The sequence below is a fragment of the Corynebacterium pseudokroppenstedtii genome (assembly GCF_019754945.1).
GTDB classification, from domain to species: Bacteria; Actinomycetota; Actinomycetes; order Mycobacteriales; family Mycobacteriaceae; genus Corynebacterium; species Corynebacterium pseudokroppenstedtii.
The window spans coordinates 505,536-522,816 of record NZ_JAEUWU010000001.1 but is presented as its reverse complement, the minus strand read 5'-3'; the positions used below and the strand labels follow the sequence as shown (position 1 = coordinate 522,816).

Below are 17,281 nucleotides of genomic sequence, written 5' to 3'. Positions count from 1 at the left end.
TTATGACTCCTTCGTTGTGTGAGATTGTCCGTGGGTACCGATGATCAGCGAGAACAAGACCGCCATGCGCACATGGACACCATTGTTAACCTGTTGCAAAACCGCAGTTCGGGGGGCATCTGCCACGGAATAATTAATCTCCATGCCACGAAGCATGGGCCCCGGGTGCATGATGATGGCCTTATCTTTCATCTTGGCCTCCCGCGCAGTGCTCATTCCGTATAACGTGGCGTATTCGCGGTGGCTGGGAAAGAACCCTCCGGCCATGCGTTCGGCTTGAACGCGCAACATCATGACGGCATCGGCGTCGGCAAGCTCGGAATCCATGTCATAGGAAATCCGGACTGGCCACGTATCTACCCCATACGGGAGCAGCGTCGGTGGGGCGACATAAACGACTTCCGCCCCCAGTTTCGTCAATAGTTCAGCATTAGAACGCGCGACGCGCGAGTGGAGGATATCCCCCACGATCACGATTTTTCGCCCGTTGATTCCACCGAGGCGTTGACGAAGAGTGAGCGCGTCCAACAGTGCCTGCGTCGGGTGTTGATGGGCACCATCACCAGCGTTAATGACGCTGGGACCGTCTCCGTTGGGAGCCACCCAGCGGGCCAATTGTTGCGCCGCTCCGGAGCTGGGATGGCGAATGATGAGTGCGTCGGCGCCAATTGCTGTGAGAGTTAGGCCGGTGTCTTGGAGTGACTCCCCTTTTTTCACGCTAGATGATGATGCGCTGATGTTAATGACGTCGGCGCTCATCCACTTTCCTGCTGTTTCAAAGCTGGATCGTGTGCGGGTGGAGTTTTCATAGAACACGGTGAAGATTGTGCGGCCTCGGAGGGTGGGCAGCTTCTTGAGTTCGCGTCCTTCGAGAGCTTCTTTGAAGTTCTGGGCTTCGTCTAGGAGGCCAGTGATTTCATCGGCAGAAAGATCCGCCATCGAGAGAAGGTGCTTCATGAATTGCTCCCCTCATGAGTGGAGTTCTCCCCCGCTGCTTCGTCCGCCGACGACGATGAACCGCCAGTAGTTGGCCGGCGCAGAACAACACCGTCATGGCCGTCGAGTTCTTCGAGGAAGACGATAACGTCTTCTGAACGGGATGTCGGAATATTTTTCCCGACGTAGTCCGGGCGGATGGGCAGTTCGCGATGGCCTCGGTCCACCACGACGGCAAGTTGGACGATGCTGGCGCGACCGATATCACGTAACGCATCTAGCGCTGATCGCACGCTTCGACCGGAGTACAGAACATCGTCGACAAGAATGACGGTCTTTCCGTCGATTCCGTCGTCGGGAATTGATGTGCGTTGGAGAGCTCGGTGGGGTTTATGACGAAGATCATCGCGGTACAGGGTGATGTCCAATGCCCCCGTGGCTACTGTGACTCCCGCGAACTCGTGAATGAGGTGAGCTAATCGCTCAGCTAAGGGAACGCCCCCACTGGGAATTCCCAAAAGGACGACGCGCTTGGCGTCGTCGGCATCCAGTGCTGTTTTTTCGATTATCTGGTGCGCGATGCGTGCAACAGTACGGCCGACGTCGTCGGATGAGAGAATTTCTATCTCCATCGCGTCGGTTGTCGGCGTAGACGTACGTGCTGTATTCATCGTGACCTCCTTCCCTGCCTCTCGGTGCAGTCCGTTAAAGGATGTCACTCCTAGTGATGTGAAATTGTTGATATCGCCCAGGACTTTACCACGGTCATGAGGCGATTGCAGGCTTTCTCAACCTTCATTTGTGTGTACCTGTGTGTATCGGTTCACGTGCTTTGACGCATATGAACAGTGTTTCTGGATTACGTCGAGTGAAGCCGAGTACCCTCAACACGTTATCTTTTGTCGGTCGACTCTGCTCAGCATTGTCACCTTTTGAAGAGTAAGGATGTCAGGACTATGGCAGAAGGAGAACGTCCCACCAGCGTTCAATCTGTGGAGCCCACACACGAAGCTGAGCGATCTCAATCTTCTCGGCCAGCGAAACAGAGTCCGAAAGAGTTTCGCCCCATCCTCCCACCGTTCAGGTACATGTCGACGAAACAGCTCAGGTTTACCCGTCGACTTGCCGTCTCTGTTTGGGTGCTTGGACTCATAATGTGGATCACATTTCGAGGATGGCCTTTTGGCCGTTCAACGCTCTTTATTGTGTTGACTAGCGGGCTTGCCGCACTGTCGATCGGGCGCCGCCATCTCTATCAATTGATCGTTGATTGGAGCCCGTTCTTCCTGTTTCTTGTTGCTTATGACAACACGAGAACGTGGTCTTTGCAGCTTGGACTGCCCGTCCATTGGCACTTAGCCCCGGATATCGATAAGGCGATGTTCGGAGTCGTCCCCACGGTCTGGTTGCAGGAGCAGATTCGCTTCGAGGAACCGCCGTGGTGGGAACTCATTCTGGCCATTGTCTACATTTCTTACTTTGTGACACCGTATATCATGGCCTTCGGCGAATGGCTCCGGTCGCGCGCCGATTTCGCGCGTTTCGCTGCTGGTATGTTGACGGTGTCGTTCATTGGTCTTATCGGCTATGTGTTCGTTCCTGCCGCACCCCCCTGGGCTGCCGGGCGGTGCGCACCCGCGGATGTTGCCGACGGGCCACGTAGCGTCCGTTGCATGTTCGTCGACGATCATGCTGGTGAGGGTTCCATCCTCGGCCCTGTTAACGGAAAGCATGATGACACTCACCCGTGGGTTGAGCGCCTGAGTGCTCGCGGCTGGGAGAAGCTTAATCACCTCAGGTTCTCGGCGGCCGTAGCCCATGCTGAAGAAAGCCCGAGCGATGATGAGCCCAAGACGGTCGCGGCTGATACGTTGAATGGTGACTCACAGTCGTCGACCTCAGACGAATCTTCAGGGATTGGTGCGCTGATCGAACGTGGTCAAAAGGAATCGAACCTTGTGGCGGCTATCCCATCCCTACACGCTGCGCTCACCATGTACTTAGCGACCTACATGTTCGCGCGACGACGCAAGAAACTCGGTGTTGTGTGCCTTATCTACGCCTTTGCGATGGGCTTTACGCTCGTCTTTTTTGCTGAGCACTATGTGTTCGACATTTTGCTGGGTTGGGGTATTGCGATCGTTGTTCCCCTCGCCGGCGTCACCCTCGAAAAGTGGTGGACTCGGAATAATCTGAGTAGCCGTCTCCCGTGGAAACGTGGCGTATCGAATCTGAACCGCGACGTAGCCGAATCTCTGAGCTAGTGCCCAAGCCTCTATCTAAGCCCCCTAGTGGGGCTTTTTATTTCGCCCTCGTATGAGTGCAAACGGAGCCACAGCCGGGGTGTCATCCGCCCCCTCCGACCTAACGCGTCTGTCGCGATCCGCATTTCTCTATCGACCCAGATAGAGCCCCTCCTGCGGCGCGACGCGCTGTAGGGCCGGGATCCACAATGGTGACACCACGTCTACCGCTCCTTTGGCCCCCTTGATGAGCATGGCCCGGAATAGTGGGTAAACGCTGACTGGCTGTGGCTCCGTCGGCATGACTAGGTTATACGAACGGCAGTCGTTTTCTACATCCAGTTTTACAATGTCTTTCAATAGACCTTTCTGTCTGTTATCAGATTAATCTGGCACCGATTGCATAACGATAAGTTATTCCTATTCCAGCCATACCAAAACTCCAGCTCGTTGCTGTTATCAATCTGTAACTCGTTTGTTACATTGCTAATCGTAGAAATGTCCCTCAGGTCCCTTAACTGAAATTATGGCGCGAGAATTACCCCATTTCGGGGTTAATTGAGGTGGCAGGAGGGCCGGGATAGACCGTCCCGCTCACCTGTCATCGTGACTCACGCATCGTGGTAGCGGACCACCGCACCATAAGAAAAAGGCATAGAAAAACTCCGCCGGTGAGTACCGACGGAGCTAATCGACTATGACCATTCCAGGCGCAGATACTTCCCTACCTCGCGCCGAATGTCATGATTCGTCATTCGACTGCGAACGCTGCACTTCTCCAGCGATATCATCCAAAACTGCGTTGACATACGCCGGGGCAACATCCGTTGAATACTCGGAAGCCAACTCGATCCCTTCAGAAACTGCGACCTTCGGAGGCACTTCCTCATTGTGAAGCAACTCCCACGTCGACACCCTCATGACAGCTCGGTCAACAGCAGGGATACGGTCCAAACGCCACGTCGAGGACAAATGAGAGGCAATCGCGGAATCTATGCCATCCAGGTTCTCTGCGACGCCCGACACGATCGTCGCCGTGTAATCGGACACGGGTAAGACACCAGATTCCGGATCCTGAGACAGTTCTCGTCGCTGCTCGACGACATACACAGGATCTTGATCTCTAAATTCCGCCTCGAACAAAACATCGACCGCGCGACGTCGGGCTTTATATCTCGACCCATGCCTCTTAAATCCACTACGAGTGGACCTTGGTCGCTTCTCGGCGGAAGGCTGGCCACCCTGCCGGGTATGGTCACCCGCCTCATTCTCTATGGGCGTGTCCGCAGATGAGGACGCTCCAACGTTGTCGTCTGCCACGTCCACGTTCCTTAGTTATTCACGCGTGAAAGGTAGGAGCCACCACGCGTATCGATTTTCAGGACATTGCCGGTCTCAATGAAGAGAGGAACCTGCACCTCTGCTCCAGTCTCGAGGGTCGCTGGCTTCGTGCCACCTGTCGAACGGTCACCCTGCAAACCGGGATCGGTGTGCTTGACCTTCAGTTCCACGGAAACCGGCAACTCAACGAACAGCGGTTGATCCTCATAGAAAGAGACCTGGACGGGCATGTTTTCCAATAAGAACCGAGCACCGTCACCCATCAGCTCCGGCGAAAGAGGAATCTGCTCGTAGTTCTTATCGTCCATGACCACGTAATCAGTGCCATCGTTGTAGAGGTACGTCATATCACGGCGGTCTACCGTCGCGGTCTCGACCTTGACACCAGCATTGAAAGTCTTATCGACGACTTTCCCGGATACAACATCCTTGAGCTTGGTACGGACGAACGCTGGCCCTTTACCCGGCTTGACGTGCTGAAACTCCACAATCTGCTGAAGTTTGTTGTCAAGTTTCAGAACTAGCCCATTTTTGAAATCGGCAGTAGTTGCCACTGGAAACTCCTCATCCTTCAGGACACACCATGATCCTGAGATATCGATTTCACATAACCTTGGCACTTCGTGAGTGGATATCGACAATCCGCGGTGACTTAGCCGATTCCACTACCGTGACGAAGACCTCGTACAGGGTCTACCCTACTAGACGACCGTCAGCGCCGGACTGCTGGTATTGAGTGGGCGCGAACCGTCCTCTGTGACCACCAACGTGTTTTCAATTCGCGCTCCCGAGAGGCCGGGCACGTAAATCCCGGGTTCGATGGTCAGAGTTTGGCCGACGTCGATGGTCTTTGATTTATCGGTACGTGAAGCAGAGTATGGCCTCTCATGGACGTCGAGCCCCACTCCATGGCCAGTCGAGTGAACGAAGTATTCGCCATAGCCAGCGTCGTCGATAATGTCTCGGCACACCTTATCGATAGCGAACAGACCTGCGCCTGGCTGCAACGCCTCACAACCGGCAAGGAAAGCACGGTAGACAGTGTCCGCAATCTCGCGCTGCTTCTCCGGGGGCTCCCCGACCGACACCAATCGAGTTTGATCCGAAGCGTAACCGTTGAGGTACACACCAAAATCAATGGTGATGAGGCCCTTCGGGATCGGATCAGTACTTGCGCTGTGGTGCGGTTTTGCACCATTAACTCCCGACGCCACAATCGTCTCGAAGGAGATTCCGTCTGCGCCGAATGTCCTCATGCGGTACTCAAGTTCGGCAGCCACGATGTTTTCAGGAACGCCCTCGCGGATGACTTCATCCTCAAGGAGCGACAACCATGCCTTATCGGCCACGGCAGCTGCAGCGTCAAGAGCAGCAATTTCGGATTCGTCTTTGGTCATTCTCAGATCTTCAATGAGGTCTTGAGTGACCGTGTACTCGCCTAAACGCTCTGCTTCACCAAGGCTGAGACTGGCTTCAACGCCTATTTTCCCATCGAATGCTTTCCGAACAGCAGGAACTGTGTCCCGTTCGATAAGAACTTCAATGCCGGGGGCTTCGTCGGCAACCTGGGTGGTGTATCGACCATCGGTACCGAGGAGTTCCTTGCCATCAGTGGTCAGAAGGAGTGCTGCGTTTGAGCCACTAAACCCCGTGAGATAACGGACATTTTTTAAATTAGTAACTAAAAGAGCAGGTACATCGGCCTTGTTAAGCAACTCTCGCGCTGCGTCCCGACGCTGAGCATAAAGTTTTTCACGATCCATCAATCAATACCTCCTGAGTAGTGAAGTATTAGCAAAGTTTTACTTGTCACCGCGCGCAAGGAAATCCAGGGCGTAGGCGTAGCCCTCAACTCCCAAACCTACAATAACCCCGCGGGCAATCGGGCTCAGATAGGAATGCCGTCGGAAATCCTCACGAGAATGCACATTTGAAATGTGGACTTCTATAAAGCCCGCACCGTCAGCGATCTCAGCCAACGCATCGCGGAGGGCCACCGATGTGTGCGTCCATCCCCCCGGATTAATAATGACAGCTTCGCCCTCATCGGCGGCATGATGAATACGATCGATCATGTCCCCCTCATGGTTCGACTGATAAAAGCTCACGTTAATGCCGAGGGATTCAGCGCGTTCGCGGAGCATATTTTGGACGTCCTCGAGCGTCGTGGATCCGTAAATATCCGGTTCCCGTTTGCCCAGACGATCCAGGTTGGGACCGTTGGCAACTAATACTCGTAAAGCTGTCTTGTTATCAGTAGTCACTACGACTCCCCCTTTTATTCATGCGAATAAAGGCAGCCTGAAGGTCCTCGTAACTAGGCCCAGCTAGCCGAATAGGGCGTGGGACCTGGCTGCAATTGTCCTCGGCCGACAACCCACTACCCGTGCCAGAATCGAGGGAATCCGAATCATGGGAAGAAAGGATCACGAATCGGATCTTCCCGTCCCTGTTCTTCTTATCCATCTTCATCGCATCGATGAGATCATCGAGCGCAGCAGCATCATAGTGCGTAGGCAAACCCAATGATTGAAGAATCGTTCGATGCTGCTGCACGACCGCTTCACTGAGGTGCCCCGTCACGCAGGCAAGTTCTGCCTCAAAACACATTCCCACAGCAACCGCATGACCATGAGGCCACGTGTAATGCTCGACCTTTTCAATAGCGTGTCCAAAAGTGTGACCGTAATTGAGAATTTCACGCAAGCTTGATTCTTTAAGATCGTGCGAGACAACCGACGCCTTAACAGCGATGCTTCTGCGAATTAGCTCGGGCAAATCCCCGGCTACATCGAGACAGCGATCGGGATCACGCTCATAGAGTTTGGTGATCTCCGGATCCGCGATAAACCCGGTTTTCACGATTTCTGCGCTACCAGCGACGATCGCCTCACGAGGAAGATCGTTAATAAAGTCGAGATCAACGAATACAGCCGATGGCTCATGGAAAGCCCCAACCAAGTTTTTCCCAGCCGGTGTATTAATTCCTGTTTTCCCGCCGACGGCCGCGTCGACCATTCCCAACACCGTGGTCGGCACTTGAATGACATCGATACCACGCATCCATGTCGCCGCGACGAATCCACCGACATCAGTTGCCGCGCCGCCGCCCACGCTGATAATCGCGTCTCGCCGGCCCACGCCATGTTTGGCGCACTCGTCCCAACACCGAGTGACGACGTCGAAGGTTTTCCCTTGTTCAGCGTCGTCAATTTCTACGAGGAAGGAGGATATATCGCGTGCCGCCAATGTATCGGCTATGCGATGGGCTGCGACGGCAACTGTGGGTTGGTGGATAATTCCGACTTTTGAGTAGGAATCGGCTGCAGCTCCGGTTGAGCCCACGAGGTCGTGGCCTATCACGACGTCATACGGTTTATTGCCGTTCACCGGGATTGTCCACGGCCCTGTTCCGCTTGCCGTGTCGATCGACTCACGACTAGGTGTACTCATAGAAATTCCTCTACTGCAACAGCGGATTCGTCAGCGGTGTCGGGGATCATCGACCCCCTGGACTCACTGGTTTCCAGATAATTCAGAATGCTGGCGACGACTTTCTGGGGGCCACGGCGATCACTCCGAATGCGAAGAGTCGCGACCTCTTCATAGAGGGGCCGACGTTGCTCATCCAAATCGCGATAGCGCTGCTCTGGATCCTCTGACTGCAGCACCGGCCGGGTGAGGGAGTCGCGGGTGCGTCGATAACCTTCTTCTGCGGACACATCCAGGAACACCACTTCATGGCCGACGAGGCGTCGGCGAGTCACCGGCGAGACAATTGCCCCGCCACCGAGTGCAACGATGCCTCCCGTGGTCAAGGCGTCGGCAATGACGTCCTCTTCGACTAGTCTGAATTGCTCTTCACCCAAATGGTCATAAATTCGGCCACACGTCATTCCGCCCCACCGTTGTTCAATGAGCCCATCAGAGTCAACGAGGTCGAGGCCGAGAGCACGGCTAAGCCGACGTCCGATAGTGGACTTCCCGGCACCAGGAAGACCAATCAATACAACCCGTGGTTTCATTCACTCTCCTACCCCAGAGTCAAAGCTCAAGCATTGACTCACCTGATGAAGATAGCTTTGAACATTGTGCTTGGTTTCCGCAAGGCTGTCGCCACCGAATTTATCCAAAGCGGCCTGCGCCACAACAAGGGCTACCATCGCTTCCGCGACGACGCCGGCGGCGGGAACAGCACACACGTCGGAACGCTGGTGGATGGCAGATGCCGCGTCACCAGTCTCCATATCAATGGTGGATAGTGCTCGCGGGACGGTGGATATTGGTTTCATCGCGGCGCGCACTCGGAGCGTTTCGCCATTGGTCATTCCGCCTTCGAGGCCACCGGCACGGTTCGTCAGCCTTGCGACGTGCCCGTCGTTGCGAACCATTTCATCGTGAGCTTCCGATCCACGCCGACGTGCTTCGGCGAATCCATCGCCTATCTCGACTCCCTTAATGGCCTGAATACTCATCAACGCACCGGCTAAACGGGCGTCCAAACGAGTCTCTGCCGACACATGCGATCCCAATCCGATAGGTAGGCCGCCGACAATAACCTCAACGACGCCGCCCAAAGTGTCACCGGCTTTTTTGGCCGCCTTGATCTCGCTAATCATGGATTCTTCGGCCCGCGGGCTAAAAGCGCGTACAGGGGATTCGTCGATGCGTGTGAGATCGCTAAAGTGCGGCTGGGCTGTCTCGTCGACCTCTGACGCGCCAATACTGACGACGTGGCTAAAGACTTCAACGCCAAATAGTTCACGGAGGAAAGAGCGAGCAACGGCGGCGATAGCTACTCGGGCAGCAGTTTCCCGCGCAGAGGCCCGCTCCAAAATATTTCTCGCGTCATGGGCCCCGTACTTCACCATGCCAGCGAAGTCTGCGTGACCAGGACGTGGCCGAGTGAGTTGCGCTCCCCGGCCGGAGTTCATGGCTGCCTGGACCTCTGGATCGTCACGGTCAATTGGATCTTGCGCCATGACCGTGGTCCACTTGGGCCATTCCGTATTGCCAATCACGATAGTGATGGGACTACCTAACGTGCGGCCGTGACGTACACCAGTGAGAAGTGTGACTTCATCTTGTTCAAATTTCATCCGTGCACCACGGCCGTACCCCAGACGACGTCGTGCTAGATGATAAGCCACGTCCTGTGTTGAGAGTGGGACGCCAGCAACCATGTTTTCCATTGTGGAGACAATCGCTTGACCATGCGATTCTCCGGCGGTGCTCCAACGCAACATACAGTCATTCTTCCACGTAGTAGCCATGTAAAGCTATCAGAATTCTAAATCTACAAGCTTGGGTTCTCAGAGGGGCGATAACGGGTGCATCGTTCCTCGCGGGACTGACTCCGTCTGCCCGTATTGAATGTGACCGTTTTACATCATCCCCGTCATAGTGGCGACGACTACCCCACCCATCATCGCTGGAATGTGGGCTATTTCTGGTGGACCATGGCGATACACGGTGTACAGGCTGTATACGACCGAAATGATGTTGGCGCAACCTATGGCCACAATAACCAGCACCACTCCCCCATGTGTGAGCCATGCTCCGCATGCCGCACCAACTAAAATATCTGCGCCACCAATTCCCGGCCGTCGAGAACCAAGGGATGCCCCCACGAGGGCAACTGAGGCATAGAGACCTGACCAGATGGCGGAACAGCACAGCACGTCCGTCCACTCGTGAAAAAGTAATGATTCTCCGGCGATGACCATCCCAGAACCGATCAGGGTTAGACGCCATGGAATGAGGCGATATCGGCAATCGAACCACACTACCCCCAGCGCCCAGAGGATACTCACCACAACGAAAGCGGCCACACAAATGTCATGGGGCAAGAGGGCCGGGCCTAGTAAGAGCGGATGCTCACTCTGTTGCATGGTCGCGATTTCATCACGATCAGGGAGGGTAGAGTGATTCTATTCGCGCTCACGAACACCGAAGCTGTGGATAAAACAAACCTGTGGATAAACTGCGGTACCACTCCGCGCGAATATCCTTAGCTCGCACTCCCCGGAGCGTTGAGAACCCCGACGGGTACCCCGGAGGCTTCTTCCAAGGCCTGTCGCATCGCCGCTTGAGGAGCTTGATGCCCGGTGAACTGCTCAAATTGGCTGAGCGATTGGTAAAAAAGCATCGTCGTTCCGCCGACGCACGGCGTTCCTACCGCAAGGCAGTGCGATATCAGTGGCGTCGGCCATGGACTGTAAATCACATCGCATACCGCCGATGCCCTCGACAACAGGTCTGCGTAGGGTTCGGCTGCTACAGATGGGACTGTTGACACCAGGACGTCGGCATTCGCACACGCCTTCTCAGAGTGCTCGAACAGTGTCCATGAAAAGTCGATACCCAGTTCTTCCGCAAGCGGGCGAAGCTGTTTCGCGCGCGATGATCGAGCTACTACAGTGACGTTGCGGCACCCCAACTGCGCAAGAGCCCATAAAGCAGGCCGGGCGGTGCCACCGTTACCCACGATGACAGCGTTCGTCACCATCACTGAATGGGAGTCGTCTCCGGAGGACGACGAGGTCTTGGCTGTGAGAAGCTCCCGAACGGCGCCTACTACGCCCTCACCATCGGTATTGTCTGCACGCCACTGAGTCGGTCCAGAGACACCATTAGTTGACCGTCTATCAGCGCTTGCTCGGTGTATTTTCACCAGCGTATTGGCAGAACCGATGAGCTTTGCGCGTTCAGTGACTTCGTCCGCAAAATCGAGAGCTTCAAATTTGCCCGGCATGGTGACTGAGAAGCCCTCATACTCAGGACCCAGAGAGTTGATCGTACTTTCAAGTTCGCCTTTGGGGCACCGGATACGCTCGTACGACCAGCGGTCCAAGCCAGCCGCCCGAAAGCCGTTGTCGTGGAGCACGGGCGAAAGAGAATGCTGGATAGGATCTCCCAGCACTGCGGCATAATGCCGATTGAGATCCTTTCGTCTGTCGCTACCTCGACACTCTTCGGAACTAACGGGCACTGTCAAGCACTCCACTTTCTTGGGCTTTTTTAATCGCGGCCTCGTGATCGGAGAAATCGTGGCTAAACACGGTTGTCCCATTCTTGTCGATCGTCACGAAGTACAGCCAATCGCCGTCAGCAGGCTTTTCCATCGCGTGCACCGCAGATAACGATGGCGATGCGATGGGTGTCGCAGGCAATCCTTCCATTGCGTACGTGTTCCACGGAGTCTTTTTCTCGCGGTCCTCGTTAGTCGTCGCGACTTCTTGTTCATCCAACCCGTAGTTAACTGTCGAGTCGAACTCGAGTTTCATCGGTTTATCGAGGCGGTTCTTAATAACTCGCGCGACCTTCGCAAAATCCTGCTGGGGCGCTTCACGCTCGACGAGTGACGCAGCTGTCAGTAGTTGATATTCGGATAGCCCCACGGTTTGCGCTGCTGACGATAATCCGGTGCCTTCGTATGCCTTAGCACCTTCGGTGACCAGTGTTTTGAGAATATCTGTGGGCGATGCAGTGGGGTCAAAAATGTGGACGCCGGGGTTGATAAGCCCCTCCAACCGTTTGGAATCGTTTCCACGCGCAGACACTGCTTTGGATGCCCATGATGGAACGCCCAATTCCTCTAAACTGCTATTCGCCGCGGCTTTTTCAAGATCACTAGTAGAAACACAGTCACTATCTTTAGAAACGCACGCTTGTTTAGCAACTAAAGAAAAAATGCCTGCCCGTGTCTCTCCACCTACAACATGGACATCGTGCAAAGTAGCCCCGGTCGGAATGTCGACGACCCCTCGTCGAGCTTCGTCAGACATCAGCGCGTCGATAGCAGCTTGAGACGACATTTTTTGGTGTAGGACATAATAGCCTTGCTGCAAGTTAACAGCATTGCCCTTGCTCTTTGCCGCATTCATCAAAGAACGACGCGACGACACGATCTTCTTGTCCACCAACGTCGAGGACAGCGAGGAAATCGTGTCACCTTCATCCACTCTGACCAGGGCCGACGTTGAGTTTCCGTTCCCCGAAAAATCGTCCTTGTCCCCCGCTACGTTGTGGTACACGACGTAAGTAATCACGCCGGCCAACAACACAGCTAATGCCACCGTCACGGCTATGGCGTTTTGTTTATGCCCAGCAAGATGACGGCGACGACGTGTTCGGCTCGATGGCACAAATTCTCCTAGCTCCGGGGACAGGGAAAATAGATACAGGACAAATAGATAACTATAGCCATTCCACTAAATCAGAGAGCGTGGACGTATTCAACTACCACAAATGCTCTCTGACTGTCGAAGAATTGCTACTTTTGGTTGGCGGTCAACGCCATTCCGCTAACGTCGCGGACGCTGATCTAACCAGGTCTGGAGGATCTCAACCGCCGCAGCCTGATCGATAATCGATCGCCCCTCTTTAACACTGATACCAGCGTCGTGGAGGTTGGATTGAGCCATTACGGTAGTCATGCGTTCGTCGACATATCGAATCGGTACATCGACGCCGTCGCGTTCCAGTCGACGACGGACGCGGAAACCCACATCCTGAGCGTGTTTAACCGATGAGCCTGCGGATCCGTCCAACATCCTTGGCAACCCCACGATGACTTCAACCACCGAGTAGTCGTGCGCGAGCTGAACGATGGAATCAATGTCTTCGCCATCGGGCCCACGCCTCTTAGTCGTCCGCGCGACGGTAGAGACCGGCGTGGCAAGAATGCCATCGGGATCACTCACAGCAACGCCGATACGAACCGTGCCGACATCCAACCCCAAGCGGCGACCGGGTCCAGGATCATCCTCTCCTGGACGGTCAGGGACAATGTTTTTCACCAATAAATTATCCCTGCTTCTTAAGGTTATCAAGGACGGCATCCAGTGCGTGCGAGATGCCGGTGGCGTCACTACCCGAGCCCTGGGCCATATCGGGCTTTCCGCCGCCGCGACCATTGACTGATTGGCCGATGGTTTTCACGAGCGAGTTCGCGTTGATCCCAACACCGGTTGCCTGTTCGTTCGCTGACACGACGAAGGGCACTTTATCGCCAGTAGAACTGATCAAAATGACGACTGCAGGCTCATTGCCTAACCGGTTTCGGACGTCTAGCGCCATCGGACGCAAATCCTTGGCCGCCACGTCCGACACGCTCTCAGCTACCACCGTCACGTTGTTGAGACGCTGGGCATGAGCCACGAACTCGTCCGCCTTAGATTGGAGAGCCTGCTGGTGGGCACGTGCAACAGCACGTTCAGCGTCGTGAAGGCGAGCAGCTAACTGGTCGACGCGCTCAGGAACGTCATCGGCCGGTGCCTTGAGCGACGTCGCCACTGTGGTCAGCGTCGACTGCTGCTGAGCCAGGTAACGGAATGAATCCATACCGGTATAGGCTTCGATGCGGCGCGCACCGGATCCCACCGACGATTCACCTAGAACAGCGATGGGGCCAACTTGTGATGCGTGGTCGACGTGCGTGCCACCGCAGAGTTCCATAGAGAACGGGCCACCAATTTCGACGACGCGAACCCAGTCACCGTAGCTTTGACCGAAGAGCGCCAAAGCCCCCATCTTCTTTGCCTCGTCGAGGGAGGTCTCAATGGTGTTGACGGTGTAGTCGGCGTCCACCGCGGAATTGGCGATGTCCTGAATATCTTTCAGTTGGCCATCAGTAAGCGGGCGGTTGAAATTGAAATCGAACCGCAGGTAGCCAGGCTTGTTCATAGACCCAGCCTGGACCGCCGTTGGCCCCAACACCTGCCGCAACGCAGCGTGAATCAGGTGCGTACCCGAATGGGCTTGCCGTGCAGCGTGCCGCCACTGGGGGTCAACCTTGCCCTCCACTTTCATTCCGACGGCGATCTCGCCACCGGTTACCTCGGTCTTGTGCACCCACAGTTTCTTGCCAATCTTCTGCACATCGTTGACCTTCAAGCGGGCACCGGCCGTCGATAGTTCTCCATGGTCAGCCATTTGCCCGCCGGACTCTGCATAGAAGGGAGTGCGGTCAAGAATGACATCGACGTGGTCGCCCTCGGTTGCTTTTTCAACGAGTCGACCATTGGACACCATCCCCAGGATGGTTCCCTCATCTTCCAGGGTGTCATAGCCGGTAAAGACCGTCGCATGGTTGTCGACGAAGGGGCGATACACCGACAGGTTAGCGTGTCCGTGTTTCTTCGCACGGTTATCGGCCTTAGCCCGCGCTTTCTGGTCTTGCATGTGACGATCAAAAGCGTCACGATCTAAGGTCAGCCCTTGTTCATTAGCCATTTCTGCAGTCAGGTCGACGGGGAAACCGTGCGTATCGTGCAGGATAAAGGCGTCGGAACCGGGGAAAACAGTCTCACCGCGGACTTTGAGATCCTGCGCAATGGTCGTGAAGAGCTTTTCGCCCGATTCCAACGTCGCCAAGAATGCGCGTTCCTCGGCTACAGCGGTTGACCGGATGCGCTCCCAGTTGTCTTCGATCTCAGGGTACGACGGGGTCATGGTGCGACGGACGGTTTCCATGAACCGTTCCATGGTTTCGTGCGTTGCGCCCAAAAGACGAGCGGACCGAACGATTCTGCGCAGGAGGCGTCGCAAAATGTAACCGCGTCCCTCATTACTGGGAGCAACTCCGTCGAGAATGAGCATTAACGCGGTACGGCAGTGATCAGCGATAACTCGGAATCGGACATCATCTGCGTGACGTGCGCCGTAGCGAGCTCCCGTCAGTTCTTCGGCAACGTCGATAACTGGGCGGAGAAGGTCGGTCTCGTAGACGTTATCAACGCCCTGCAGGATGCAGGCGACTCGCTCGATACCTAAACCAGTATCAATGTTCTTCTTCGGGAGTGGCCCAAGAATCTCGAAATTTTCTTTGCCAGTCCCCTCGCCGCGCTCTTTTTCCATGAACACGAGGTTCCAGATTTCGATGTAGCGAGTGTCATCGACAACAGGACCGCCTTCTTTACCGTATTCCGGTCCGCGGTCGTAATAGATTTCGGAGCTGGGGCCACATGGTCCGGGGATTCCCATCGACCAATAGTTATCCGCCATACCCAGCCGCTGGATGCGCTCACGCGGAATACCTATCGTGTCGTGCCAAATGTCGCCGGCTTCGTCGTCATCCTGATAGATAGTGACCCATAATCGATCAGGATCAAGGCCGAATCCCCCGTCGTCAATTGAACTGGTGAGTAGCTCCCAGGCGTGGGTAATTGCGCCTTCCTTGAAGTAGTTTCCGAAAGAGAAATTGCCCGCCATCTGGAAAAACGTGTTGTGACGCGTCGTGATACCGACTTCGTCGATATCCAGTGTGCGCACACATTTCTGGATAGAGGTAGCCGTGTTAAACGGAGGGGTTTGTTGACCCAAGAAGTACGGCTTGAAGGGAACCATTCCCGCGTTAACAAAGAGCAGGTTCGGATCGTCCAGGATCAGCGACGCGCTGGGGACGGACGTGTGCCCAGCTTTAACAAAGTATTCCGTGAACCGTTCCCTGATCTCGTGTGTGTACACGAACGAACCTCGCTTTATACATGGTGAAGCTCCACAGTCTATCGGCCGGCGTACGTCCCCCAGAGGGCGAAGCCACGCAGCGCATGAGCGCCTGATGGTTAACATCCTCGGATGACCGTAGTCCGACAGGTGCGGAGCTGACGTTAACAAAATGGTCGGTAAACACTGTACCGTCTAGCCAACAGAGTACAGCGTGCCGCAGTGCTAAGGACAACGGGCTTCGGACTATACATAACGGGATAGACCAATTGCGTTAGCCGCCGGATCACTGAGCCGCAACGCGCGCAGCATGTTTGGAAAGTTGCGCTTGGTCTACTTCACGAAGCCCTCCTCGCGGAGCCAATCCCACGCTACCTCAGAGGGTTCATCGCCATCCACGTCAACTTTCGCGTTGAGATCTTGAAGAACGTCATTGGTCAGTTTTTGCGCCACCGGTTCAAAGAGAGGCTCTAGCTGCGGATACTTCTTGATGAGATCAGTCCGGAATACGGGAGCCACATTGTATTTGGGGAAGAAATGCTGGTCGTCTTCCAGAGTTCGCAAGTTCAGCGCTTTAATACGACCATCCGTTGTGAAGACTTCACCAAAGTTGCATCCCCCACGGTCAGTTGCGGAATAAATAGCACCTGTATCCATTAATGAAATGTTGGACGAAGGCACTGGTGGAATCCCGTACTTCGCGAGCATCGGCTGGAAACCGTCATTACGATTGGCGAATTCCGCCTCTAGACAGAACGTTCGCTCATTCAGCGGAAGATCCTTCAGCTGAGAAATCTTCGTGATATTGAGCTGCTTAGCCTTCCCCTGCCGTATTGCTAACCCATACGTATTGTTCATAGGAGCTGGCGGTAACCAGGTTAAGCCATTCTTTCTATCAGCATCGCGAACGGCAATGTACTGCTGATGGCTATCCTCAATAGGATCATCGTGACCGAGATACGAGATCCATCCTGTACCCGTGTATTCCCATTGCATGTCAATATTCCCGCGAAGCATCGCAGATCGAGCGCTATTTGATCCCGGAATATTGGTCAGATCGTCAACATGCGCACCCGCAGATTTGAGAAGTGTGACCGCAATTTTCCCCAATATAATTTGCTCAGTGAAGTTTTTGGATCCCACGGCGACATGGGCTCCATCAACAGACTTCCCCTCGACGGGACCCGCTAGCTCACCATTGTGGGTGAACCCTCCCGACGTGCCCAATCCGCACGCAGTTAGCGAACCGATTAAGAACACCGATAACACGGAAGCAACGATCGTGTACGCGGCCCTCCGCACTGAATAAGTAA

The 17,281-nt window shown here is 54.9% G+C and carries 16 protein-coding genes; 1 reads left to right on the top strand and 15 read right to left on the bottom strand.

The window, feature by feature from the left end:
* The gene (locus tag JMN36_RS02215) at positions 1–957 is read right to left on the bottom strand and encodes an aspartate carbamoyltransferase catalytic subunit (RefSeq protein ID WP_204088509.1); all 957 of its coding nucleotides are present in this window, start codon (positions 955–957) and stop codon (positions 1–3) included.
* Complete coding sequence (gene pyrR, locus JMN36_RS02210; RefSeq protein WP_204088510.1) at positions 954–1,607, bottom strand: bifunctional pyr operon transcriptional regulator/uracil phosphoribosyltransferase PyrR; 654 nt, start codon at positions 1,605–1,607, stop codon at positions 954–956. Before pyrR ends, JMN36_RS02215 begins: the two co-directional genes overlap by 4 nt.
* A gap of 534 nt (positions 1,608–2,141) precedes the next feature.
* On the opposite strand from pyrR, the gene JMN36_RS02205 reads away from it, so the two are divergent.
* Positions 2,142–3,200, top strand: coding sequence for a phosphatase PAP2 family protein (locus JMN36_RS02205; protein WP_236883121.1), 1,059 nt, complete (start codon positions 2,142–2,144; stop codon positions 3,198–3,200).
* Positions 3,201–3,920: 720 nt separating this feature from the next.
* On the opposite strand, the gene nusB is transcribed toward JMN36_RS02205, so the two are convergent.
* From nusB to JMN36_RS02140, 13 genes are all read right to left on the bottom strand, one after another.
* A complete protein-coding gene (nusB, locus tag JMN36_RS02200) occupies positions 3,921–4,499 on the bottom strand; it encodes a transcription antitermination factor NusB (RefSeq protein ID WP_204088511.1) in 579 nt (192 codons plus the stop codon).
* 11 nt (positions 4,500–4,510) lie between these two features.
* A complete protein-coding gene (gene efp, locus JMN36_RS02195) occupies positions 4,511–5,074 on the bottom strand; it encodes an elongation factor P (protein WP_204088512.1) in 564 nt (187 codons plus the stop codon).
* Positions 5,075–5,221: 147 nt separating this feature from the next.
* Positions 5,222–6,283, bottom strand: a complete 1,062-nt coding sequence (locus tag JMN36_RS02190; RefSeq protein WP_204088513.1) for a M24 family metallopeptidase — start codon at positions 6,281–6,283, stop codon at positions 5,222–5,224.
* Positions 6,284–6,322: 39 nt separating this feature from the next.
* Complete coding sequence (gene aroQ / locus JMN36_RS02185; RefSeq protein ID WP_204088514.1) at positions 6,323–6,784, bottom strand: type II 3-dehydroquinate dehydratase; 462 nt, start codon at positions 6,782–6,784, stop codon at positions 6,323–6,325.
* Positions 6,774–7,973 carry a 3-dehydroquinate synthase gene (aroB, locus tag JMN36_RS02180; RefSeq protein ID WP_204088515.1) on the bottom strand — a complete coding sequence of 400 codons (1,200 nt, stop codon included), beginning with the start codon at positions 7,971–7,973 and terminating at the stop codon, positions 6,774–6,776. The genes aroQ and aroB overlap by 11 nt, the downstream gene beginning before the upstream one ends.
* Positions 7,970–8,545 (bottom strand): shikimate kinase, encoded by a 576-nt coding sequence (locus JMN36_RS02175; RefSeq protein WP_204088516.1) that lies wholly within the window; start codon positions 8,543–8,545, stop codon positions 7,970–7,972. The genes aroB and JMN36_RS02175 overlap by 4 nt, the downstream gene beginning before the upstream one ends.
* The gene (gene aroC, locus JMN36_RS02170) at positions 8,546–9,766 is read right to left on the bottom strand and encodes a chorismate synthase (protein WP_204088517.1); all 1,221 of its coding nucleotides are present in this window, start codon (positions 9,764–9,766) and stop codon (positions 8,546–8,548) included.
* Positions 9,767–9,904: 138 nt separating this feature from the next.
* Positions 9,905–10,411: a prepilin peptidase gene (locus tag JMN36_RS02165; protein WP_204088518.1), complete on the bottom strand. Its 507-nt coding sequence runs from the start codon at positions 10,409–10,411 to the stop codon at positions 9,905–9,907.
* Between the two features lie 119 nt (positions 10,412–10,530).
* The gene (locus JMN36_RS02160; protein ID WP_275414846.1) at positions 10,531–11,511 is read right to left on the bottom strand and encodes a shikimate dehydrogenase; all 981 of its coding nucleotides are present in this window, start codon (positions 11,509–11,511) and stop codon (positions 10,531–10,533) included.
* Positions 11,501–12,667, bottom strand: coding sequence for an endolytic transglycosylase MltG (gene mltG / locus JMN36_RS02155; RefSeq protein WP_221923782.1), 1,167 nt, complete (start codon positions 12,665–12,667; stop codon positions 11,501–11,503). The genes JMN36_RS02160 and mltG overlap by 11 nt, the downstream gene beginning before the upstream one ends.
* A gap of 159 nt (positions 12,668–12,826) precedes the next feature.
* Positions 12,827–13,363 carry a Holliday junction resolvase RuvX gene (gene ruvX, locus JMN36_RS02150; protein WP_204088521.1) on the bottom strand — a complete coding sequence of 179 codons (537 nt, stop codon included), beginning with the start codon at positions 13,361–13,363 and terminating at the stop codon, positions 12,827–12,829.
* Entirely contained in the window at positions 13,329–15,989 is a 2,661-nt protein-coding gene (alaS, locus tag JMN36_RS02145) for an alanine--tRNA ligase (protein WP_204088522.1), read from the bottom strand. The genes ruvX and alaS overlap by 35 nt, the downstream gene beginning before the upstream one ends.
* A 312-nt stretch (positions 15,990–16,301) precedes the next feature.
* Positions 16,302–17,270: a glycine betaine ABC transporter substrate-binding protein gene (locus tag JMN36_RS02140; protein WP_422387125.1), complete on the bottom strand. Its 969-nt coding sequence runs from the start codon at positions 17,268–17,270 to the stop codon at positions 16,302–16,304.
* Between the last annotated feature and the right edge of the window lie 11 nt (positions 17,271–17,281).